The following is a 20,848-nucleotide window of genomic DNA, read 5'->3' on the forward strand; positions in this document are numbered from 1 at the left end:
CGTACAGGGAGAAGGCCATGGACCGACGCGCCGCGGACCGGCTGCTGCTGGCGGCAGCGCGGCGGGGCGGGCCCTGGGTGCCCGCCATGCTGGCCACCTCACTGCTGCTCGCCGGTGTCTACACCGTGCTGCCGGCCCTCATGGGCCGCACCGTCGACGCCGTACTCGCGGGCGGGGACACCGCCGTCTGGCTGACGCTCAGCATCGCGGCGATCGTCGTCCTCATGGTGTGCGACCTGCTGGACGACCTGGTGGGAAAGCTGGCCGAGGCGCGTTCCACCGCATGGCTGCGCCACACCCTCCTGCGGCACGTACTGGACCTGGGCATTCGTGCCACGCGCCGCTTCACGGCCGGGGACCTGGTCGGCCGGCTGGTCGGCAACTCCGCCCGGACCGGGCAGGTGGCGTCGACCCTGGTGTGGGCCGTGATGGACCTGGTGCCCCCGGTGGGCGCGGTCGTCGCGCTGGCCCTCATCGATCCCTGGCTGTGCCTCACCTTCCTGGTGGGGCTGCCCGTCGTGCTGTCCCTGGTGCGGACGTTCGTCCGCGACGCCTCCGACATCAACGAGCGCTACTACGACGCGCAGGGTCGGTTGGCCGCCCGGCTCGTCGACGCGCTGGCCGGGATCCGTACGATCGCCGCGGCCGGCACCGTGGACCGCGAGGTGCGCCGCGTCCTCGGCCCGCTGCCGGAGCTGCGCCGGCACGGGGCCGGCATGTGGCAGGTCCTGGCGCGGGTCTCGGGGCGGGAGGCGCTGGTCATCCCGCTGCTGGAGGTCGCCGTCCTCGCGGTCGCCGGTCTGCAGCTCGCGCACGGCCGCATCACACCGGGCCAGGTCCTCGCGGCCGGCGAGTACGTCGTACTGGCCACCGGCATCAGCTCCCTGGTGTCGTCGGCGAGCCGGCTCGCCCTGGCCCGGGCGACGGCGGGCCGGGTCGCCGAGGTGCTCGCCGAACCCCCGGTGGCGTACGGCGGCGAGCGCCTGCCCGACGGCCCCGGGACGCTGGAGTTCCGCGGCGTCACCGTACGGGGACCGAACGGCACCGTCCTGGAGGATCTGCGGCTGACCGTCCCCGGCGGAGCCCTGGTCGCGGTCGTGGGCCGGTCCGGGTCCGGCAAGTCCGTACTGGCCGCGCTGGCCGGGCGGCTCACCGACCCGGACGCGGGCGAGGTGCTGCTGGACGGCGTGCCACTGCGTCATCTCGGCAGGCCGGCGCTGCGCGAGGCGGTGGCGTACGGCTTCGAGCGTCCGGTGCTGCTCGGCGAGACGTTCGCCGACGTGATCGGTTTCGGGCCGCGGCCGAGCGGTGACGGCGAGGTGGTGCGGGCGGCCGCGGCGGCCCGGGCCGACGGCTTCATCCGGCGGCTGCCCCAGGGGTACGCGACCCGGCCGGCCGATGCCCCGATCTCCGGCGGTGAGGCCCAGCGGGTCGGGCTGGCGCGGGCGTTCGTGCAGGCCGGGCGGGTGCTGGTGCTGGACGACGTCGCCGCCAGCCTCGACACCGTGACCGAGCACCACATCAGCCAGGTCCTCACCGGCGCCCTGGCGGGGCGCACCCGGCTCGTCGTGACCCACCGGGCGTCCACCGCCGCGCGGGCCGACCACGTCGTCTGGCTGGACGGCGGCGGCGTCCGTGGGCAGGGCACCCACCGTGAACTCTGGTCGCAGCCGGGGTATCGGGCAGCGTTCCAGCCGGATCCGCCCGGCGCGGGCCCCGGCGCGCAGGCCGCCGCGAGCGCCGGAGACGTGGCGTGACGGGCCCGGCCGCGGGGCTGTTGCGGTCCTCGCTGCGCCGACGGCGCCGGGAGTTCGTACGGCTCGCGGGGTGGTCGCTGGTGCAGGCCGTGCCGGCGTTCCTCACCGGATGGGTGATCGCCCGCGCCGTGGACGACGGCTTCCTCGCCGGGCGGGCCGGGACGGGCTTCGCCTGGCTGGGGGTGCTGGCGGTCGCGGTGGGGATCGGGGCGTGGGCGACGCACCACGCGACGCTGGGGCTCGCGGCGGTCGTCGAACCTCTCCGGGACGAACTGGTCACCCTGGTGGCGTCCGGCACGCTGCGCCGTTCGGCGGGCGCCGACCGGCCGAGCGACACCGGCGGCGTGGCGCGGCTGACCGAACAGGTGGAGATCGCCCGGGAGGCGTACGCGGCTGTCGTGATGTTCGTGCAGAGTTTCACCGCCTCCGCGGTGGGGGCGCTGCTCGGCCTGGCCACCCTGGACCCCGCCCTCCTGTTGTTCGTACTGCCGCCCCTCCTGGCGGGGCTCGCGCTGTTCGTCGGGGCGCTGCGGGCGATGGCCGCGCGCCAGCGGGACGTGATGCTGGCCGACGAGCGCGTCGCGGAGACCGCGAGCGAGGTGACCGGCGGGCTGCGGGACGTGGTGGCGTGCGGCGGGGAGGACGTCGTACGGGAGCGGGCGGGCGAACGGATCGACGCGGCGGCGCGGGCCACCCGGGCGCTGGCGCGGATGACGGCCGTACGGACCGCGTCCCTGGCCGTCGGCGGCTGGCTGCCGCTCGTTCTCGTCCTGGCCGGGGCCCCGTGGCTGGTGCAGCGGGGGGTGACGGCGGGTGCGGTGCTGGGCGCGGTGACGTATGTGTCGCAGGGGCTCCAGCCCGCGCTGCAGAGCCTCGTCCGGGGGATCGCGGACAGCGGGCTGTGGCTGCTGGTGACGCTGGGACGGATCGCGGGGGTGGCCGGGGGGCGGTCGGCGGAGCCCGCGGCCGGCGGCGGTCCATCGGTGGAGCCCACGACCGGTGGTCCGTCCCACCGCCCCCAGCACTCCGGCGTCGAGCTGCGCGGTGTCACCTTCGGTTACGCGCGTTCCGCCGAGCCGGTGATCGACGCGCTCGACCTCGTACTGCGGCCGGACGAGCATCTGGCCGTCGTGGGGCCGAGCGGGGCGGGGAAGTCGACCTTCGCCGCGCTGGTGGCCGGCGTGCTCGCGCCGGGGGCCGGCGGCGTCCGGCTGGGCGGCGTACCGATCGGGTGCCTGGACGGCGAGGCGGCCCGGCACCGGGTGCTGATCCCGCAGGAGGCGTATGTGTTCGCGGGGTCGCTGTGGGAGAACCTGACCTATCTGACGCCGGGTGTCTCGACGGCCGTGGTGGACGCGGCGGTGGACGAGGTCGGCGCCCGGCCGCTGGTGGACCGGCTGGGCGGCTATGACGCGGCCGTGGACCAGCAGGAACTGTCGGCCGGGGAACGACAGCTGGTGGCTCTCGTCCGCTCCTACCTCCCGCCGGCCGAGCTGTTCCTGCTGGACGAGGCGACCTGTCATCTCGACCCGGCCGCCGAGGCGCGCGCGGAGGAGGCGTTCGCCCGCCGCCCGGGCACGCTGATCGTGTGTGCGCACCGGATCAGCTCGGCGCTGCGGGCCGACCGGATCATGGTGCTGGACGGCGCACGGGCCGCCCTGGGGACGCATGCGGAGCTGATGGCGGACTCGGCTCTCTACCGGGACCTCGTCGGGCACTGGGAGGACGGGGCGGATGCCGGTTCGACAGACGGGAAATCCGGTTCCGCGGCCGGGAAACCGGGGCTCACAGCCAGCCCGACTCCCGGGCGATCCGGATCGCGTCGATCCGGTTCCGCGCCCCGATCTTCCGAGTGATCGCGCAGAGGTGGTTGCGGACCGTGCCCACGGACAGCGACAGCCGGTCGGCGATCTCCTGTCCGGGGTGGCCGTCGGCGGCGAGCCGCAGTACTTCCCGCTCCCGCGGCGTCAGCGGGTCCGCCGCCGCGTCGAGCACCAGCATCGCCAGCCCGGGGTCGACGTAGCGCTGTCCGCCGACCACCTTGCGGATGCCCTCGACGAGCCGGTCCGAGGGCGCGTCCTTCCCGATGAGGCCCGGCGGCCGCAGGGCCAGTACGCTGCGCAGCCGCTCCAGCGCCGGTGACCCCGCCACCAGCAGCGTGCGGCATTCGGGGAGCCGCTGGCACAGCTCGCCCGCCGTGGCGAGCGCCTCGTCCTGGTGGGCGTCGACGTCGATGACGACCACATCGGGGCGGTAGGAGAGCGCCCGCGCGAGGACCTGGCCGTCTCCCCCGCCCTGCGCGACGACCTCGAAGTCCGCTTCGCGGGTCAGGAGAGCGGCGAGCGCTCCGCGCAGCAGCCCGTTTTCCTCGACGAGAAGAACACGGATCACTGTCGCTCCCTGGTCTCGGCACCGTTCTCCGGACCCCCTCAAGAATTATGTCCAGCTCTGCCCGCAGATGCCCGGCCAGCGCGCCACCCGTAGCGCCACCCTTAGATTTATTCGCGGAATTCTTCGGCAGGACGGAACCTCTTGGCGGGTCCGGCCGTTGTACTGAGTGAGGCCCCGCATCATCCCCCGTGTGCGGGGCCTCACCAATGCCGTCGGACGCCCTGCCGGGACCCGGACCCGGGCCCCCTACGCCTCGTCCTGGACCAGCCGTTCCAGCATGGTCTGGAAGTCCTCGTCGACGACGACCCGCAGCCCGTCCCCGTCCGGCTCGCTCAGCCGGGTCATCGTGCCCTGGCGCCACCAGAAGACGTTCGGCGTGATCGCGCCGGCCGAGTCCTCGTGCCCGGCGGCGGCGAACTGCGCCATCGCCTGCAGCGCCGGTACGACCTGGGCGTCGTGGATGCAGTGGAAGGCCAGCTGGTGCCGGAAGGGCAGCGCGACCAGCGCCCCGTCGGGCGTCAGCGGCGCGCCGGTCAGCCGCTCGACCAGCTCGTCGAGGACCAGCACCCGGCTGGCGGTGAAGAAGGAGTCGCCCAGTACGACGTCGAAGGCCGAGCCGTCGCCGCGGCGGACCGTCTCGTGCCCCTCCACCGGCAGCGCCCGGAGGTTGTTCAGCGCCCGGATGCGCAGCTCGGCGACGTCCCCGATGTCCAGCAGCGAGTCCTCGCCGAGTATCTGCACGGCTTCGGGCAGGTCGAGTGCGAGGACCTCGCGCAGGCCGGGGGCGAGCGGACGCGCGTACCGGAAGGAGTCGGAGGCGGGGAGGGAGTCCTCGGCGACGACGCGGGGGTAGAGCCGGGCCCGGATCTCGTCCTCGGGCATCGTCTCCATGGGCTGCGGGCCGTCCATCGTACGGAGGACCTTGCCGACGTGGTCCCGGACGAGCGCGGGCCAGGCGCGCTCGCCGCGGCGGTCGCGGTGGCAGACGGCGGCGAGGTTGCCGAGGCCGAACTGCCGGCCCGCCGAGTCGGCGACCATGCCGGCGTACACCGTGACCTCCAGGCCCTGCTCGGCGAAGGCCGCCCGCACCTGGCCCCGGAAGATACCGCCCTCCCGGTCGGAGAAGAACGCGAACTCCTCATCGCGCGGGGTGTCGCGCGGATCCCGCTTCGGTCCGCGGCGGAACAGGCCCATCTCTCGCTCTTCCTCCCGGCGACAGCCACGAATGCGCCGATCGTAGCCGTTGGCCGGGGCACCTTCGACCGTGCGTGCCCGCCGTCCGGAGCACGTTCGACGGTACGTCCCGGAGTACGTCCGGGACGCACCGGCGGGCATCGGTACCGGCGGATTCGGGGCTTCGGGATGCGCGGCGGGCGGCGGCGAGACAGCCTGGGGGTATGACCACACATCCGCCGGTGATCGTGTATCCGCCCACCGCCGGGGGGCGGCGGGTGACCATTCACGGCCAGATCGTCGGCCTCGCCCACGGCCGCGGGGACGTCGCGGAGTTCCTGCGCCGGGCCGGGCTGTCCGACGCCGACGAGATCCCGCTGGCCGATCCCACGCTCATCGAGTGGCGGGGCGGCGATCTGGACTACTGGCCGCGGGACGTCTGAGTACGGCGCACCGGGCCGTACTTCTCAGCGCTCCGGCCGCTCTCTGAGCGGGTCGAGGCGTTCGCGTACCCACAGCTCCACGTCACCCACATGGCGGCCGGCCGCCGTGAAGGCCGCCAGGCTGTCGCGGGCGCGCAGCGCGGCGTAGATGTCCATGTGCTGCTGGTGGGTCCAGGAGAGCACGTCGGACTTGACCAGCGCCCGCCAGATGCGGGCCCGGGCGGTCCGCTGGGTGACGGAGGAGACCAGGGACGACAGGGTGCGGTTGCCGGCCGCGGCGACGATGTCCGCGTGGAAGGCGAGGTCCTCGCGTACCAGTTCCTCGGGGTCCTGCAGGGTCCGCATCCGTTCGATGCGCTCCAGCAGGCCGTCCAGCGCGGCGTCGTCGATGCGGGTGGCCGCGAGCGCGGTGGCGCCGGGTTCCAGTACCTTGCGGCACTCCAGCATCTCCTCCAGGCCGGTGTCCTGGGCCAGGTCCAGGAAGCTGCCGAGGGCGCTGAGCAGTCGCTCGGGGTGCAGGTCGGTGACGAACGTGCCGTCTCCGCGCCGTACGTCCAGCACCCCTGCCATGGCCAGCGCGCGGACCGCCTCGCGGAGCGAGGGGCGGGACAGCTCCAGTTCGGCGGCGAGCACCGCCTCCGGGGGGAGGCGGTGGCCGGGCGCGAACTCGCCGCTCTCGATGCGCTTGCGCAGCCGGCCGATCGCCTCGTCGACGACGCTGCCGCCGGCGCCGGTCCCGTCGCCGCGGCCCGGCCGTTCTCTCTTGGTGGGCATGGACGTCAGGATGCCACCCGGCCGCGGCCGCTCCAGACCGGGCCGTCCGGGTAGCGGTACGCCGCCAGCGTCTCCCGGCGGATCTGCGCGCTGTAGCCGGGGGCTTCGGGGACGAGGTAGCGCGAGCCGCGGACGCGGACCGGGTCGTGGAAGTGCTCGTGGAGGTGGTCGACGTACTCGATGACGCGGTTCTCCATCGAGCCGCTGACGGCGATGTAGTCGAAGAGCGAGAGGTGCTGGACGAGTTCGCACAGGCCGACGCCGCCGGCGTGCGGGCAGACCGGTACGCCGTGCGCGGCGGCCAGCAGCAGGGCGGCGACGGCCTCGTTGACGCCGCCGAGCCGGCAGGCGTCGATCTGGCAGATGCCGATCGCGTCGGCCTGCAGGAACTGTTTGAACATCACGGCGTTGTGGGCGTGTTCGCCGGTGGCGACGTGGGTGGGGCCGATCTGCCGGGCGATGGCGGCGTGGCCGAGGATGTCGTCGGGGCTGGTGGGCTCCTCGAACCACCAGATGTCGAACTCCTCCAGCGCCTTGGCCCAGGCGATGGCCTCGTCGACGCCGAGGGTCTGATTGGCGTCGATCATCAGGCGGCGGTCCGGGCCGATGATGGAGCGGGCGATGCGGCAGCGCCGGATGTCGTCCTTCAGGTCCGCGCCGACCTTGAGCTTGACGGAGTCCCAGCCCGCGTCGACGGCCTCCTGGCAGAGCCGGGCGAGCTTGTCGTCGTCGTAGCCGAGCCAGCCGGCGCTGGTGGTGTAGGCGGGGTAGCCGTGTTCCCGTACGTACGCCTCGCGCTCGGCCCGGCCTGGCGCGCGTTCCTGAAGCATCGTCAGCGCGTCCTCGGGGGTGAGCGCGTCCTTGAGGTAGCGCCAGTCGACCAGGCCGACGATCTGTTGGGGCGTCATGTCGGCGAGCAGCTTCCAGACCGGCTTGCCGGCCTGCTTGGCGGCCAGGTCCCAGGCGGCGTTGACGACGGCGGCGGTGCCGAGGTGGATGGCGCCCTTGTCCGGGCCCAGCCAGCGCAGTTGGCTGTCGCCGAGCAGATGGCGGGAGAACGCGCCGAGGTCGCCGGTGATCTCCTCGACGGTCATGCCGAGCGTGCGCTCGCCGATCGCGCGGGCGGCCTGGACGGCGAGGTCGTTGCCGCGCCCGATGGTGAAGGTGAAGCCGTGGCCTTCGGGGGCGTCGGGCCCGTCGGCCTTCAGTACGACGTACGCGGCCGAGTAGTCGGGGGCCTCGTTCATGGCGTCGGAGCCGTCGAGGTCCTGGGAGGTGGGAAAGCGGACATCGATGGTCTCGACGTCGACGATACGGGCGGGCGTCATCGGCGCTCACTCCTTGTCCGTGGGTAGCGGCGCGGCCCAAGATGTCAGATGTCTGCGGCAGCGGCCAGATGTTTCGCCGAGAAAAATTCCCGGTGTTCGGAGTATTGCCCGTCCGATGCGTGCCCTCTACGGTCCAGCGGTCAGATGTCTCTCCCTGTACCGGAGGTCCGATGACCGCGGAGACCGTACGCCGCAAAGTAGCCAGGCGGCTACTCCCACCCCTCTTCCTGATGTTCGTGCTCAGCTTCCTCGACCGCACGAACGTCGCGCTCGTCAAGACACACCTCGCCACCGACGCCGGGATCGACGCGGCCGCGTACGGCTTCGGCGCCGGCGTCTTCTTCGTCGGATACGCGCTGCTCGGCGTGCCCTCGAATCTCGTACTGCACCGCTGGGGCGCCCGCCGCTGGCTCGCCGCGCTGATGTTCGTCTGGGGCCTGCTGTCCTGCGCGATGGCGCTGACCTCCAGCCCCACCGGCTTCTACGTGCTGCGCTTCCTGCTCGGCGCCGCCGAGGCCGGCTTCTTCCCCGGCGTGATCCTCTATCTCACCTACTGGTTCCCCGCCGCCGACCGCGGGAAGGCGACCGGCATGTTCCAGTCCGCCGTGGCCATTGCGAGCATCATCGGCAACCCGGTCGGCGGCTGGCTCATCGGGCTGCACGGCATGGCCGGACTGGACGGCTGGCAGTGGATGTTCCTGCTGGAGGGCGCGCCCACCGTCCTGCTGGCGCTCGCCGTGCCGTGGCTGCTCACCGACCGCCCCGCGGACGCGCGCTGGCTGACCGCCGAGGAGAAGGCGCTGCTGATCGCGCGCATCGAGGCGGACCGCCCGACGGAGGACGCGCGTCCGCCGCGCCGCATCCGCGAGATCGTCGGCGACAGCCGCGTACTGCGCCTGATGTTCGTGTACTTCGCGATCCAGATCGGTGTGTACGGGGTGACGTTCTGGCTGCCCGCGCTGGTCGGCCGGATCGGCGGCCTGGACGATGTCGGCATCGGCTTCGTCTCGGCGCTGCCCTGGGTCTTCGCGCTGCTCGGCGTGCTGATCCTGCCGTGGCTCTCGGACCGCAGCGGCAACCGGCGCGGCCCGCTCCGGCTCGCCCTGATTCTCACCGCGGCCGGCCTGGTCGGCGGGGCGCTGCTGCCGCCGGTCTGGGCGGTCGCCGCGCTGTGCGTCGCCGCGTTCGGATTCCTGGGCGCCCAGCCGGTCTTCTGGACCGTGCCGCCGACGATCCTCACCGGCGTCCAGATGGCCGGCACGATCGCGCTGATCTCCGGCTTCGGCAACCTCGGCGGCTTCCTCGGCCCGTACGTCATGGGCGTCGTCGAGTCGTCCACCGGCTCCGGCGCCACCGGCCTGTACGCCGTCGCCCTGATCGTCGCCGCCGGCGCCGCGGTCGTCACCGGCTTCCGCTGGGCCGGCCTCCGCAAACCCGAACACGAAGAGAGGACTCTCGATGACCCGCATCGTGCGCTTCGCTGACACCACAGGCATGGTCCGCACCGGACTCGCGGACGACGCCGGCGCCCTCCGCGTCTTCCCCGGCGCGCCGCGCCTCGCCGAGCTGCTGCACCGCACCGTCGCCGAACTGCGGGCGCTCGCCGAGGAGACGGCGGCGCGCGAGCCGGCTGCCGACACGTCCGAGGCCCTGCTGCTGCCGCCGGTGGACGGGCTGACGGAGGTGTGGGCGGCCGGGGTGACGTACGAGCGCTCGCGGGAGGCGCGGATCGCCGAGAGCACCGAGCAGTCGGTGTACGAGCGGATCTACGACGCCGAGCGGCCCGAGCTGTTCTTCAAGTCCGTGCCCTGGCGCGTGGTGACCGACGGCGAGCCGATCGCCGTACGGGACGACTCCGCGCTGAACGTCCCCGAGCCGGAGCTGGCGCTCGTCCTGAACCGGCACGCCGAGACCGTCGGTTACCTCGTCGCCGACGATGTCAGCTCCCGCTCCATCGAGGGCGAGAACCCGCTGTACCTGCCGCAGGCCAAGATCTACGCAGGCAGTACGGCCCTCTCGGCGGGCATCGTGCCCGCGTGGGAGATCGGCGACCCGTCGGCCCTGAAGATCGCCATGACCGTGCACCGGGACGGCGCGCCCGCCTACGAGGCCACCACCTCCACCGCCGCCTTCCACCGCACCCCGCAGGGCCTGGTACGCCATCTCTTCCACGGCCAGCCTTTCCCGGACGGCGCGGTGCTCTCGACCGGCACCGGCATCGTGCCGGAGCTGGACTTCACGCTGGCGGACGGCGATGTGGTGGAGATCGTCATCGACGGCGTGGGGCGGCTGGCCAACCCGGTCCGCACCGGGCGGGCGGCGCTGGACTGGCTGGGCGACGCGCTCGCCGACCCGTGGGCCCGGCTCGCGCACCGGAGGGGGTGAGCGGCGGTTCTCAGTCCCGCGGCCGGGCCGGGAGCACCGCCTGGGTCTGGGTGGTCTGGGCGAGGTGCCGGCCGCGGTCGTCGTGCAGGTCGGTCTGTACGACGATGCTGGTCCGGCCGGTGTGCAGCGGGCGCGCCGTCGCCCGGACCGTGCCCTCGCGGACGGCGCGCAGGAAGTTGGTCTTGGATTCCAGGGTCGTGGTGGTGGCGTCCGGCGGCAGGTTGAGGAAGGCGCAGACCGCGCCGACGGAGTCGGCCAGGGTCATCAGCGCGCCGCCGTGCAGGGCGCCGCCGAGCGTCGTCAGCGCGGCCGAGTGGTCCAGGTGTCCCACCACCTCGGCCGGTTCGGCGGCGTCGAGCCGGACGCCCAGGGTGACGGCGAGCGGCATGGATTCCAGCAGCTGGTCGGTGGTGTACGCGGGCCGGACGGTCATGGCGTCGGACTCCATTCTCCCGGGCGTCGCCTTCGAGCATTGAGCCGAGTGGGCCTCAGATCGTAACGGGTGCCGGGCACAACCGCCCCTGTACCGAGGTGAATTCGAGCTCTTCGGTCACCGCGTCCCGCCCGCCCAGCCACATGCCGAGCGCTTCGGCCGTGCCCCGCACCTCGGGGCCGCGGCCGAGTGCGGGCAGACCCGCGGTGGTGGGCACCACCCGATAACGCAGCAGGCGCCGGTTGTGTTCGAAGCTGAGCAGGACGCCTTCCTGGAAGACGGCGCGTTCGACGGTGCGCGGCAGCGTCCGGGTGCGGCCGAGCCCGCGCAGTACGTCCTGGTGGTGGACGGCGGTGTCGCCGAGGAGGAAGGCGGCGGCGCAGCGGCCGAAGAGCGAGGGGCGGGCGGCCCAGCGTCGCCCGGCGGCCGTCAGCTCCGCGCGGCTCATGGCCCGGCCCCTGCGTACCTGCGCGGCGTTCGCCCGGTCGATCCACATGCCCTTGGCGAGGTAGTCGCCGAGCCGGTCCGTGCCGATCAGATGGGCGAGGATGTCGCGCGGCGCCCAGCCGGCGCACAGGGTACTGGCGCCGTCGAACTCGGCGTCGGTCAGGCTTTCCAGGGTTTCGAGCAAGTGGGCGCGCTCCTGGCGCAGTTCCTGTTCGACGGGCAGCCGCACCATGGTCCTCGCTTTCCGGCCGGTCCTGTGGCCGCGGTCATTGTGCGGGCCGCCGCTGACCGCGCGCTGACACCCCGCTGACAGCGCGCCTGCGGGTCGGGCCCCCTAACCTCGGTACCGCGGTTGGCTTATGTTGTCCTGTACCGAATCGACCGTCTTGAGCCGGAATTGGCGAAGCGTCTAGCGTGCGCATGGTCCAGAAACACGGCATCCCCACGCACTCATGCCACGGAGAAGGTCCATGTCCCGTTCCGTCCCTTGCCCCCGACACACCGACCAGCCGCACTTCCGTCTCCTCGGGCCACTGGAGGTGGGAACGGGACCATCCCCGCTGCCGCTGCGGGCGATCCGGCAGAAACTGATCCTGGCCACCTTGCTGCTCAGCGCGGACCGGGTCGTCCCGGTGCCGGGACTGATCGAAGCGGTCTGGGGCCAGCAGCCGCCGCCCACCGCGCGCGGCCAGGTCCACATCTGCATCTCGCAGCTGCGGCACCGGCTGGCCGACGCGGTGCGCGACGGCTGCCGGATCGAGACCCGGGCGCACGGCTACGTACTGCACACCGAGCCCGGCGACCTGGACGTCGCGGTCTTCCGGCAGCAGGTGGCGGCCGCCGGCCGGGCGGCGGCACGCGGACACACCGAGCAGGCCACCGTGCTGTACCGGGCCGCGCTCGACCTGTGGCGCGGGCGCGCGCTGGAAGGCCTCCAGGGCGACGCGGTGGACAGGGCGGCGGCGCAGCTGGAGGAGGAGCGGATCGCGGCGGCCGAGCAGCGGATCGAACTGGAGCTGCGGCTGGGCCGGCACCGGGCGTTGGTGCACGAGCTGACCGGCCTGGTGGGCGAGCATCCGCTGAACGAGCGGCTGAGCGGCTACCTGATGACGGCGCTGTACCGGTCGGGCCGGCAGGCGGAGGCGCTGGCGTCCTACCAACGGGCCCGCCACCACCTCGCGGCGGAACTGGGCCTGGAGCCGGGGCGGGAGTTACGTGCTCTGGAGCGGGCGATCCTGCGCCAGGACGACACGCCTGTCCTGTAAAGGCCTTTATTTGTACGGCGGTTGAGGGGCGGCCCGGTCGGTGCCGGGCCGCCCTCTCGCTGCCTAGGCCGCGGCCACCGCCAGTACCGCGTTCTGGCCGCCGAAGCCGATGGAGTTGCTGAGCGCCAGGCCGAGGCGGCGGCGGGTGGGGGCGGTGGCGAGGTCGAGGTCGATGCGGGGGTCGGGCCGGTCCAGGTTGGCGGTCGGCGGCACCATGCCGTGTTCGACCGCGAGCACGGTGTAGGCGGCCTCCACCGCCCCGGCCGCGCCGATCAGGTGCCCGGTGACGCCCTTGGTCGAGGTCACCAGCGGGCCGCCCGGCAGGACTCGGCGCACCACCTCGGCCTCGGTGAGGTCGTTCATGGGTGTCGACGTGCCGTGGGCGTTGACGTGCGCGACCGCGTCCGGGGACGCGTCCGCGTCGGCGAGCGCGTCCCGCATCGCGGCCTCGATCCCCCGGCCTTCGGGGTGCGGCGCGGTGATGTGGTGGGCGTCGGCGGAGCCGCCGTACCCGACGATGCGGGCGCGCACGCGCGCTCCGCGGGCCCGTGCGTGTGCGGGGCGCTCCAGTACCAGCAGCCCGGCCCCCTCCCCCGCCACGAAGCCGTCGCGGTCCGCGTCGAACGGGCGGGAGGCACCCGCCGGGTCGTGATGGCGCCGCGAAAGGGCGCCCATCTGCGCGAATCCGGCGATGGTGAGCGGAGTGACGGGTGCCTCGGCGCCGCCGGTCAGCACGATGTCGCAGCGGCCGAGCGCGAGCAGGTCCCTGGCCACGCCGATCGCGGCGGTGCCCGAGGTGCAGGCGGTGCTCACCACGAGGTTGGGGCCGCGGGCGCCGCACTCGATCGCCACCTGGCCCGCGAGCATGCCGACCGGGTGCATCGCCATCAGGAGCGGCGAGACCCATTGCGCGCCCTCCTCGCGCAGCACTTGGTGTGCGCGCTCCGCGGTGGCGGGCCCGCCCAGCCCGCTCCCGAGGACGACGCCGACCCGGGTGCCGTCCCACTCGGCGGGGTCCAGGCCCGCGTCGGCGAGCGCCTCGCGCACGGCCACCAGCGCGAACTGTGCCGCGCGGTCCAGGCGGTGGGCGCGCCGCGCCCCCAGGAGCGCGGCCGCATCGAAGTCCGGTACGCGGCAGGAGAGCCGTACCGGTATGCCGTCCAGCTCCGCGTCCAGGGCCGCGGCGGGCTTCGGGGCGCACACCGTTTCCCAGTTCGCCCCGGTCCCGATGCCCGCCGGCGTCACCAGTCCGATGCCGGTGACGGCCGCTTCGGCGACCGGCATCAGAGGGCCACCCCCCGCTCCTCCATCAGCCGGACGATGTCGCCGACGGTGCGGGCCTCGGCCAGCGTGTCGTCGCTGATCTTGATGCCGAGTTCCTTGTCCAGGACGAGGGAGAGTTCGACGGTGGCCAAGGAGTCCAGCTCGATGGCCTCGGGGGTGGCCTCCATGGTGATCAGTTCGGCCGGCACCTGGAGCTTGCCGGCGAGGATTTCCTTGAGCTGCTCGAACATGGTGCTCCTCGGGGTCGTGTACGGATGGGGGGCGGCGGTGCCGTCAGCGTCCGGGCCGCACGTCCGGCCATACGAGCGTGGTCGCGCCCCAGGTGAGGCCGCCGCCGAACGCGGTCAGCAGGAGCCGGTCGCCGGGCCGGAGCCGGCCGTCCGCGCCGGCCTCGGCCAGTACCAGCGGGACGGAGGCGGCGCTGGTGTTGCCGGTGTGCGCGATGTTGGTCAGCTGCCGCTCGGCGGGGATGTCGAGTTCGGCGCCGAGCGCGGCCAGGATGCGGGCGTTGGCCTGGTGCGCCACGAGGTGGTCGACATCGCCGGACTTCCAGTCGGCGGCCTCCAGCGCGCTGCGCGAGGACTCCGTCATCCGCTCCACCGCCTGCCGGAAGATCTCCCGGCCCTGCATGCGCAGGTACTCCCCGCCCGGTGCGGGCGGCCGGCCGCTCTGCCGCTCCCGGGAGCCGCCGCCGGCGATCCGCAGCAGCTCGCCGCGGGTCCCGTCGCTGCCGAGGACGACCCGGCCGAGCGCGCCCGGTTCGTCGGGTGTGCCGGCCCGCAGGACCACCGCGCCGGCGCCGTCGGCCAAGAGCACCGCCAGGGCGCGGTCGCTCGGGTCGACGACGGTGGTGAGCACTTCGGCGCCGATGACCAGGACGTGCTCGGCGGCGCGTCCGGCGATCAGTCCGGCGGCGACGCCGAGCCCGTAGACGAAGCCCGCGCACATCGCGGTGATGTCGAAGGCCGCGACGTTCCCGAGGCCGAGGCGGGTGGCGACCTCCGGCGCGGTGGCCGGTGACGGGTGGTCGGGGGTCATGGTGGCGAGCAGTACGGCGTCGATGGCGGGTGAGCCGGCCGAGCGCAGGGCCTGCCGCCCGGCCGCGACGGCGAGGTCCGAGGTGGCCGTGCCGCGCGGCGCGACGTGTCGCTCGGCGATCCCGGTGCGGGAGCGGATCCAGGCGTCGGAGGTGTCCAGGCGGGCGCTGAGGTCGTCGTTGGTCACCACATCGGGCGGCAGGTATCCGCCCACTCCGGCCAGCACCGCGGCGGGGACCGCGGGACCGCCCGTCACCGCGCCCCCTCGCCCTGGTCCTGGCCCTCCTCGTCGCCGAGTATCGCGATGGCCTCCGGCAGGCCCATCTGGGCCAGGCGGACCCGGGCCATCTCGTCCGTCCAGCGTTCCGCCGTGGCGTACCGCTCCTCGGGGGTGGTGTCGAGCAGCCGGCGGCCCGGCCAGACCTCGTAGTCGCCGATCAGGTCCGCGTGCTGCCGCATGCCCTCCTGGAAGAGCTCTTCGCGGGCGAGCACGAACTCGCTGTCGGGCACCTCGTCCCACAGCTTCCGGCCGTCGCGCAGGATGTCCAGGAGGCGCGGCCGGTACTCGGGGTGGGCGGCCAGGTGGTCGCGGAGAATCGAACTGCCGACGGCCAGGTGGCGGATCTCGTCGATCGCCGCGCCGCGGGAGATCTCCCCGGCGGCCGGGTCGAGCCGGTCCCACTTGCGCTCGCTGAGCTCGGCGGCGGGCGCGAGGACGCCCTCGATGATGATCGTGAAGACGGCGACGCCGCCCGCGAAGTCGGCGCGGTCGCGGACGACTTCCAGGCAGAACCGCTCGATCGGGTCGAGCACGCGAGCGCGGTAGTCACCGGCCGCTTGCCGGATGTCGCGCACCAACGTGTCGGCGGGCAGGCCGAGTTCCACGAGGTGCCGGCGGAACACCCGGGCGTGCCGCGCCTCGTCCAGCAGCTGCGTGGCGTAGAACTCCAGCTCGGCGATGCCGGGGGCGTGGGCGACGTAGTACCCGAGCGCGCGGGTGGCCATCTCCTCGGCCACGGAGCGGAAGCCGAGTTCGAGGATGAGGGCCTCGCGGAGCGGGCCGGGCTCCTTCATGTACGGGGGTACCGGCGCCTGCTCGGCGTGTCCGGTGACGGCGCGGCCGCGCAGGGTGCCCTGGGCGACGTGGCGGAGCCAGTACGCGAGGTCACACTGCTCGGCGGTGAGGTCGAGGGTCTTGGCGCCGTCGAGGAGTCCGGGGGCCGTGTCCCAGTCCGCTGCGTTGATGGGGGCGTCAGTCATCGCTGAGTGTCCTCCTGTGGTGGGTGCGGAGCGCCCCGCCGGCCGGCGCCGGCACGGCTGCCGGGGCCGGCACCCGGGCTGCCGCGCTCCGGGTCCGCAGGGCGTCGGCCAGTCGCCGGTACAGCGGTTCGGGTACGGGCTCGAAGGGCAGGGCGAAGGGCTTGAGGAAGTTGCCGAACAGGCCGCGGTCGCCGAACAGATGGAGCGGCAGCGCCAGCAGAGCCCATTCGGGGCGCACCAGCCAGCACCACAGTGCCGCGACGGCACCGGCGGTGAGCAGGCTGTGCATGGTGTTGTAGAGGACGTAGTAGACCTTGGAGATGCGCTTGTCGGGGCTGCGGCGGTAGGCGAGGGCGCCGGGCAGATAGCCGATGACGTCGATGTACGCGAACAGCAGGAGCGCCGGGAGCCAGCGGATCTCGTCGAAGTGCAGGACGATCAGGACGATGGTGACGGCGAGTCCGGCCAAGTACTCGGCGCGGTGCAGCCGGAAGGTGGTGCGGGTCTCGAAGGGGTTGGCCTGGTCCACCGGTCACTCCCCCGCGCCGAGCCGCTGGGCCGCCTGCTCCTGCGGCTTCCCGTCCGGGGCCCCGGTGCCGAGCCGGACGCCCGGGAACATCCCGTTGACCGCCCAGGCGACGGTCTCCTCGATGACGCGGGCGGCGATCGGGTCGAGGATGCCCGCCATGCTGGGGATGCCGAAGTCGAAGTCGGCGTCGAAGCGCAGGGCGCAGTCCGCGCCGGTCTGCCGCAGGTCCCAGGTGCCGGACAGCTCGTCGAAGTCGCCGTCGGTCTGCCGGAAGGCGATGTACAGCCGCTCCCGGTCGTAGGTCTCGCGCTCCGTCCAGCGCAGCAGTCCGCTGCGGAAGTACAGCTCCCAGCTGGAGCTGCCACTTGGGTGCGGCGGTCCGGTGTGCACCACGGTGGAGCGCACGTGCGGGGTCAGTTCCGGATAGCGCTCGAACCGCAGGACGGCGTCGAAGACGTCCTCCGCGGAGACATCGGGAATCAGTGCTTCCACGATCACGTGCCGCATGTCGGCTACCGCCTTTCCGGCATCCGGGCAGCGTGCTCGACCAGGTCGCGGGTGGCCGCGTCGAAGGCGGCCAGGAGGTGTTCCACGTCCGCGTCGGTGAGCACGGCGGGCGGGGTGAACCGCACCACGCTGCTGCCGTTCATCGAGTGGTTGGCCACCACTCCGTGGTTGAAGAGTTCGATCAGCAGCTCGCCCGCGAGGCCGGCCTCGGCCAGCTCCACGCCGATGAGCAGGCCGCGGCCGCGCACCGCGGTGACGAGCCCGGGGACGTTGCGGGTGGCGATTTCGGCGATCCGCGGCAGCAGCCGGGCACCGAGCGCGGCGGCGCGCGGGACGAGGTCGTCCTCCCGTACGGCCCGGATCGCACCCTGTACGGCGGCCATGAGGAGCGGGGCGCCGGAGAACGTCCCGGTGTGCAGGTAGGGGTCCTTGTCGAACGGCCGGAACGCCTCGCGGGTGGCGAGCGTGGCGGAGACCGGGACGACGCCGCCGCCCAGCGCCTTGCCCGCGAGCAGCACGTCCGGCACCACCCCGGCGGCGTCGGCGCCCCACCAGGCGCCGAGCCGGCCGAGGCCGGTCTGCACCTCGTCCAGGACGAAGAACCCGCCGTACTGGCGGCACAGTTCGCCGACCCGGCGGAGGTAACCGTCCGGCGGGATGATCACGCCGCCCTCGCCCTGCACCGGTTCGACGATCACGCAGACCTCGCCGGGGCTGTCGGCCAGCTCCTTCTCCAGGAGGTCGGCGTCCCCGTACGGGATGTGGGTGACGCCGGACAGCAGGGGCCGGAACGGCCGCTGATAGACGTCCTTGCCGGAGACCGACAGGGCGCCGAGCGTCTTGCCGTGGTAGCCCAGGTGCGTGGCGACGACCTTGCGCCTGCCGTTCGCGCGGGCCAGCTTCAGCGCGGTCTCGACCGCCTCGGTGCCGGAGAGCGAGAAGTGCACCCGGTCCAGGCCCGGCGGGGCCACCGCGGTCAGTGCCTCGGCGGCGCGCGCCGCGGCCGGCTCCAGCAGGATGCGGGTGGCGACGGGGTGCACGTCGAGCTGGCGGCGCACCTCCTCCATGACGACGGGGTGCCGGGCGCCCATGAGGAACACGCCGTAGCCGCCGCAGTTGAGGTACCGCTCGCCGTCGCTGGTGGTCAGCCAGGCGCCGGAGGAGGCCACCTCCATCCGGCCGCCGAAGAGTTCGGCCACGGTCGCGCGGCCCTTGCTCAGGTGGGCCCGGTACAGGCGGAGGATCTCCGCATCCGTACCGGTACAGGGTTCCGCCGGGGCGTTCACGGGCGTTGTTCCTCCAGGTCGTCGGCCGGATCGGGATGCAGGGCCGCTTCGGTCCACGCGCGCAGTTCGGCCGCGCCCATCTTCGGCAGCCGGGGCAGTGCGTCGGCGACGTGCTGCGGCCCGCCGAGCGCGCGGAACTTGCCGCGTACGAGGTCGGCGTGGTGGGTGCGGGTGTGCGGGCCCGCCGCGCCGTACGGGATCAGCAGCTCGCGCACGGCGGTGCGGCCGTCGGTGAGGCGGACGGTCACCCGCGCGCCGGTGGCCTTGGCGGCGGGGGTGAAGTCCTGGGCGGGCGGGGCCGGTTCGCCCGCGAGCCGGACGAGGTCGTCGCCACCGAATTCCCGCAGCCATGCCGTGCCCGCGGGGCCCGCCTGCCGCAGCGCCTCACCGAACGGCGCCTCGGATGCGAGGAGTTGGCGCGTCAGCGCGGGGTCGTGCCGGAGCCGTACCTTTGCAGCCGCTCCCCGGCGCACGGGGTCGTCGGCGGCCGGCGGTTCCAGGTCGGCGACGGTCAGCCGCCCGGTGAGCAGCGCGGTGGCCACCGGGTGGCCGATGTCCAGTACCAGGGCGCCGAGCGGCCTACCGGGCCCGTCGAGGTAGCGGCGCGCCCGCTGCCCGGCGAGGACCGTGTAGAGGGACGCCTCCACGAGCACGTCGTCGAGTACCGCGGCGAGTTCTTCCTCGTCCGGGGCGCCCAGGTCGTGGTGGAGGTCCAGCGCGCAGTCCACGGCCGCGTCGATGCCGGGCCCGCCGGGGTGCAGCTTGTACGAGAACGTCTCGGTGTGCCAGCGCGTCCCGAGCCCCGCGGTGACCGCCTCGGGCAGCGGCACGGTCGCGAACCGGGCGAGGAAGCCGTCCGGGTGCTCCAGCAGGTCGGGGGCGCCGCTGAGCCCGGCGGCGGCCGCGTCGCAGGCGTCCATGCCGGTACGGACCGGGCCGAAGGCGTGCAGGAGGCGGGCATCGCTGGCGAGGAACGCCCGCATCAGGGGCCAGGGCGGCTGTGCGTACGCCAGGCCGAGCGCGTCGGTCCAGCGGTCGGGCGGTGCGCCTTCGCAGTGCAGCCGGCCGGCGACCGCGCCCGCGAGGTGGGAGTGGAGCGCGGTCTGGCCGCGGAGCGGGCCCAGGGTCGCCGCCGCGGTGATCCGGGCGGCGCATTCGTTGGCCGCGACCACGGCGGTGAGCAGCGCGGGGCCGTCGAGCCGCCGGGCACGGGCGTAGGCGAGCGGCACGGCGACGGTGGAGCTGGACAGGTGGCCCGCGTACGCCGTGTCGTCGAGGTTGAGGAAGGAGCCGAGGGCGGCCAGCACGCTCGCCGCCTGCCGCGGATCGCTCTGCAGCGGCGGCCCGAAGGCGGCGGTCAGGCGCCGGCCGAGCGGATGTGCGGCGCCCGCGCGGACGGCGCCGAGCTGGGACAGCACCTGGCTCGCCGCGCGGCGCAGCACGCGCTCCGGTATCGCGTCGGGGGTGAGCCGCGCCGCCCAGGCGCCGAGTTCGGACAGGAGAGTCATCGTCACCCCTTCCGCTGTGCGCGGGGCGCGGCCCAGACCGGCAGCGCGCCCGGCAGCACGTCGAAGGTGGCGGTGGTCCCGATGCGGTCGCGCAGCTCGCCGTCGTGCTCCAGGACGAGCCGTTCGCCGTCCAGCCGTTCCAGGACGATGCGCCGCCCGCGGCCGTAGGCCGTGCCGGGCAGGTCCAGGTGGCTGCCGTCCCGGGTGAGTTCGGGGATGCGGGCCGGGTCGGTCCGGCCGCCGACGACGCAGACGTCCAGCAGGCCGTCGTCCGGCTCGGAGCGGGGCAGCAGGAGGTACTGGCCTGCGCGGTAGCGCCCGCCGCCGACGCCGGCCAGGACGGTGGGGCCCTCGGCCAGTACGGTGCCGTCGACGGTGACCCGGCCCGGGTAGGGGCGGTAGCGGGCGGCGGCCTCGGCCAGCAGGCGTGCGTAGCGGGCCCGGCCGCTGCCGGGCGCCGCGCCGGCCGCCGAGAGGATCTCGGCGCCCAGTCCCGTGCAGGAGCCGAGGAACACATGGGTGCCGGTCTCGGCGAGCCGGGCGAGGTCGATCCGGCGCACCTCGCCGTTGCCTTCCAGCACCATGTCCAGCGCGTCCTGCCACGGGCGGTCCTGCCAGTACATCCGGTACCCGGAGTTGGCGCTGCCCGCGGGGATCATGAGCAGCGCGACCCGGGGGCCGTCGCCGCTCTGCCGGAGCATTCCCTCGGCCGTCTCGTGCGCCGTGCCGTCCCCGCCGACCGCCACCACCAGGTCGGGGCGGCGTCCGGCGGGTTCCTTGGTCAGCGCGCGGTGCACGGCGTCCGTGGCGTCGCCGGGGCCGGTCGTGCGGTGCACGGCCACCGGCCCCAGCCGTTCCCGGCAGCGGGACGCGAGGAGTTCGACCAGCTCGGCGGAGCAGCTGCCGGCTGCCGGGTTGGCGACGATGAGGGCGCGCAGCGGTGAGGGATCCACGGAAAACAGCCTGTCCTATTGCGCTGACCCTTTCCTGACCTCCGCCGGACGCCTTCCTGATAGTCCCCTGACACCGCACTGACAGCCG

The 20,848-nt window shown here is 73.8% G+C and carries 21 protein-coding genes; 6 read left to right on the plus strand and 15 right to left on the minus strand.

From position 1 onward, the window contains the following. Positions 1-17: 17 nt before the first annotated feature. Entirely contained in the window at positions 18-1,757 is a 1,740-nt protein-coding gene (locus AB0I82_RS12725) for an ABC transporter ATP-binding protein (RefSeq protein WP_363257216.1), read from the plus strand. Beyond that, positions 1,754-3,613: an ABC transporter ATP-binding protein gene (locus tag AB0I82_RS12730; protein ID WP_363257217.1), complete on the plus strand. Its 1,860-nt coding sequence runs from the start codon at positions 1,754-1,756 to the stop codon at positions 3,611-3,613. The genes AB0I82_RS12725 and AB0I82_RS12730 overlap by 4 nt, the downstream gene beginning before the upstream one ends. Here AB0I82_RS12730 and AB0I82_RS12735 read toward each other — a convergent pair. Together AB0I82_RS12735 and AB0I82_RS12740 are read right to left on the minus strand one after the other, a co-directional pair. After that, positions 3,543-4,148, minus strand: a complete 606-nt coding sequence (locus tag AB0I82_RS12735) for a response regulator transcription factor (RefSeq protein WP_363257218.1) — start codon at positions 4,146-4,148, stop codon at positions 3,543-3,545. The genes AB0I82_RS12730 and AB0I82_RS12735 overlap by 71 nt on opposite strands. 246 nt (positions 4,149-4,394) lie before the next feature. Then, positions 4,395-5,342, minus strand: a complete 948-nt coding sequence (locus AB0I82_RS12740; RefSeq protein ID WP_363257219.1) for a hypothetical protein — start codon at positions 5,340-5,342, stop codon at positions 4,395-4,397. A 203-nt stretch (positions 5,343-5,545) separates the two neighbouring features. Here AB0I82_RS12740 and AB0I82_RS12745 point away from each other — a divergent pair, with 203 nt between their 5' ends. After that, the gene (locus tag AB0I82_RS12745; protein ID WP_030261471.1) at positions 5,546-5,764 is read left to right on the plus strand and encodes a hypothetical protein; all 219 of its coding nucleotides are present in this window, start codon (positions 5,546-5,548) and stop codon (positions 5,762-5,764) included. A 24-nt stretch (positions 5,765-5,788) separates the two neighbouring features. On the opposite strand, the gene AB0I82_RS12750 is transcribed toward AB0I82_RS12745, so the two are convergent. After that, complete coding sequence (locus AB0I82_RS12750; protein ID WP_363257220.1) at positions 5,789-6,538, minus strand: FadR/GntR family transcriptional regulator; 750 nt, start codon at positions 6,536-6,538, stop codon at positions 5,789-5,791. Positions 6,539-6,543: 5 nt separating this feature from the next. Further along, positions 6,544-7,866, minus strand: coding sequence for an enolase C-terminal domain-like protein (locus AB0I82_RS12755; protein WP_363257221.1), 1,323 nt, complete (start codon positions 7,864-7,866; stop codon positions 6,544-6,546). A 170-nt stretch (positions 7,867-8,036) separates the two neighbouring features. Between AB0I82_RS12755 and AB0I82_RS12760 the strand changes: the two genes are divergently transcribed. Together AB0I82_RS12760 and AB0I82_RS12765 are read left to right on the plus strand one after the other, a co-directional pair. Beyond that, positions 8,037-9,350 (plus strand): MFS transporter, encoded by a 1,314-nt coding sequence (locus tag AB0I82_RS12760; RefSeq protein ID WP_363257222.1) that lies wholly within the window; start codon positions 8,037-8,039, stop codon positions 9,348-9,350. Further along, positions 9,325-10,251 carry a fumarylacetoacetate hydrolase family protein gene (locus AB0I82_RS12765; protein WP_363257223.1) on the plus strand — a complete coding sequence of 309 codons (927 nt, stop codon included), beginning with the start codon at positions 9,325-9,327 and terminating at the stop codon, positions 10,249-10,251. The genes AB0I82_RS12760 and AB0I82_RS12765 overlap by 26 nt, the downstream gene beginning before the upstream one ends. A 10-nt stretch (positions 10,252-10,261) precedes the next feature. Here the strand turns inward: AB0I82_RS12765 and AB0I82_RS12770 are convergent, their stop codons facing one another. Further along, complete coding sequence (locus tag AB0I82_RS12770; RefSeq protein WP_363257224.1) at positions 10,262-10,684, minus strand: PaaI family thioesterase; 423 nt, start codon at positions 10,682-10,684, stop codon at positions 10,262-10,264. A gap of 55 nt (positions 10,685-10,739) precedes the next feature. After that, the gene (locus AB0I82_RS12775) at positions 10,740-11,363 is read right to left on the minus strand and encodes a maleylpyruvate isomerase family mycothiol-dependent enzyme (RefSeq protein ID WP_363257225.1); all 624 of its coding nucleotides are present in this window, start codon (positions 11,361-11,363) and stop codon (positions 10,740-10,742) included. 238 nt (positions 11,364-11,601) lie between these two features. On the opposite strand from AB0I82_RS12775, the gene AB0I82_RS12780 reads away from it, so the two are divergent. Next, positions 11,602-12,396 (plus strand): AfsR/SARP family transcriptional regulator, encoded by a 795-nt coding sequence (locus AB0I82_RS12780; protein ID WP_363257226.1) that lies wholly within the window; start codon positions 11,602-11,604, stop codon positions 12,394-12,396. A 63-nt stretch (positions 12,397-12,459) separates the two neighbouring features. On the opposite strand, the gene AB0I82_RS12785 is transcribed toward AB0I82_RS12780, so the two are convergent. Genes AB0I82_RS12785 through AB0I82_RS12825 form a run of 9 tightly spaced genes read right to left on the minus strand, consistent with a single transcriptional unit; the run spans position 12,460 to position 20,760 of the window. Then, a complete protein-coding gene (locus AB0I82_RS12785; protein WP_363257227.1) occupies positions 12,460-13,680 on the minus strand; it encodes a beta-ketoacyl-[acyl-carrier-protein] synthase family protein in 1,221 nt (406 codons plus the stop codon). Then, positions 13,680-13,910, minus strand: a complete 231-nt coding sequence (locus tag AB0I82_RS12790) for a phosphopantetheine-binding protein (protein WP_363257228.1) — start codon at positions 13,908-13,910, stop codon at positions 13,680-13,682. Before AB0I82_RS12790 ends, AB0I82_RS12785 begins: the two co-directional genes overlap by 1 nt. A gap of 43 nt (positions 13,911-13,953) precedes the next feature. Then, on the minus strand, positions 13,954-14,973 hold the full coding sequence (locus AB0I82_RS12795; RefSeq protein ID WP_363257229.1) for a beta-ketoacyl-ACP synthase III: 1,020 nt from the start codon (positions 14,971-14,973) through the stop codon (positions 13,954-13,956). Further along, a complete protein-coding gene (locus AB0I82_RS12800) occupies positions 14,970-15,977 on the minus strand; it encodes a VlmB-like protein (protein WP_363257230.1) in 1,008 nt (335 codons plus the stop codon). Before AB0I82_RS12800 ends, AB0I82_RS12795 begins: the two co-directional genes overlap by 4 nt. Continuing rightward, positions 15,970-16,506: a hypothetical protein gene (locus AB0I82_RS12805; RefSeq protein WP_363257231.1), complete on the minus strand. Its 537-nt coding sequence runs from the start codon at positions 16,504-16,506 to the stop codon at positions 15,970-15,972. Before AB0I82_RS12805 ends, AB0I82_RS12800 begins: the two co-directional genes overlap by 8 nt. Before the next feature lie 3 nt (positions 16,507-16,509). Continuing rightward, the gene (locus AB0I82_RS12810; protein WP_363257232.1) at positions 16,510-17,013 is read right to left on the minus strand and encodes an SRPBCC family protein; all 504 of its coding nucleotides are present in this window, start codon (positions 17,011-17,013) and stop codon (positions 16,510-16,512) included. Positions 17,014-17,018: 5 nt separating this feature from the next. Then, entirely contained in the window at positions 17,019-18,299 is a 1,281-nt protein-coding gene (locus AB0I82_RS12815; RefSeq protein WP_363257233.1) for an aminotransferase class III-fold pyridoxal phosphate-dependent enzyme, read from the minus strand. Continuing rightward, positions 18,296-19,807, minus strand: a complete 1,512-nt coding sequence (locus AB0I82_RS12820) for an MmgE/PrpD family protein (protein ID WP_363257234.1) — start codon at positions 19,805-19,807, stop codon at positions 18,296-18,298. Before AB0I82_RS12820 ends, AB0I82_RS12815 begins: the two co-directional genes overlap by 4 nt. Before the next feature lie 2 nt (positions 19,808-19,809). Then, the gene (locus AB0I82_RS12825; protein WP_363257235.1) at positions 19,810-20,760 is read right to left on the minus strand and encodes a diacylglycerol kinase family protein; all 951 of its coding nucleotides are present in this window, start codon (positions 20,758-20,760) and stop codon (positions 19,810-19,812) included. Between the last annotated feature and the right edge of the window lie 88 nt (positions 20,761-20,848).

Origin of the sequence: Streptomyces sp. NPDC050315 (assembly GCF_040655775.1) — a bacterium.
In the GTDB taxonomy this organism is placed as follows: Bacteria; Actinomycetota; Actinomycetes; order Streptomycetales; family Streptomycetaceae; genus Streptomyces.

Excerpts from the sequence above, each read along its gene's own strand:
- AB0I82_RS12725 (WP_363257216.1), top strand. The coding sequence starts at position 18 with ATGGACCGACGCGCCGCGGACCGGCTGCTGCTGGCGGCAGCGCGGCGG.
- AB0I82_RS12740 (WP_363257219.1), bottom strand. The coding sequence starts at position 5,342 with ATGGGCCTGTTCCGCCGCGGACCGAAGCGGGATCCGCGCGACACCCCG.
- AB0I82_RS12745 (WP_030261471.1), top strand. The coding sequence starts at position 5,546 with ATGACCACACATCCGCCGGTGATCGTGTATCCGCCCACCGCCGGGGGG.
- AB0I82_RS12750 (WP_363257220.1), bottom strand. The coding sequence starts at position 6,538 with ATGCCCACCAAGAGAGAACGGCCGGGCCGCGGCGACGGGACCGGCGCC.
- AB0I82_RS12755 (WP_363257221.1), bottom strand. The coding sequence starts at position 7,866 with ATGACGCCCGCCCGTATCGTCGACGTCGAGACCATCGATGTCCGCTTT.
- AB0I82_RS12760 (WP_363257222.1), top strand. The coding sequence starts at position 8,037 with ATGACCGCGGAGACCGTACGCCGCAAAGTAGCCAGGCGGCTACTCCCA.
- AB0I82_RS12765 (WP_363257223.1), top strand. The coding sequence starts at position 9,325 with ATGACCCGCATCGTGCGCTTCGCTGACACCACAGGCATGGTCCGCACC.
- AB0I82_RS12770 (WP_363257224.1), bottom strand. The coding sequence starts at position 10,684 with ATGACCGTCCGGCCCGCGTACACCACCGACCAGCTGCTGGAATCCATG.
- AB0I82_RS12775 (WP_363257225.1), bottom strand. The coding sequence starts at position 11,363 with ATGGTGCGGCTGCCCGTCGAACAGGAACTGCGCCAGGAGCGCGCCCAC.
- AB0I82_RS12780 (WP_363257226.1), top strand. The coding sequence starts at position 11,602 with ATGTCCCGTTCCGTCCCTTGCCCCCGACACACCGACCAGCCGCACTTC.
- AB0I82_RS12785 (WP_363257227.1), bottom strand. The coding sequence starts at position 13,680 with ATGCCGGTCGCCGAAGCGGCCGTCACCGGCATCGGACTGGTGACGCCG.
- AB0I82_RS12790 (WP_363257228.1), bottom strand. The coding sequence starts at position 13,910 with ATGTTCGAGCAGCTCAAGGAAATCCTCGCCGGCAAGCTCCAGGTGCCG.
- AB0I82_RS12800 (WP_363257230.1), bottom strand. The coding sequence starts at position 15,977 with ATGACTGACGCCCCCATCAACGCAGCGGACTGGGACACGGCCCCCGGA.
- AB0I82_RS12810 (WP_363257232.1), bottom strand. The coding sequence starts at position 17,013 with ATGCGGCACGTGATCGTGGAAGCACTGATTCCCGATGTCTCCGCGGAG.
- AB0I82_RS12820 (WP_363257234.1), bottom strand. The coding sequence starts at position 19,807 with ATGACTCTCCTGTCCGAACTCGGCGCCTGGGCGGCGCGGCTCACCCCC.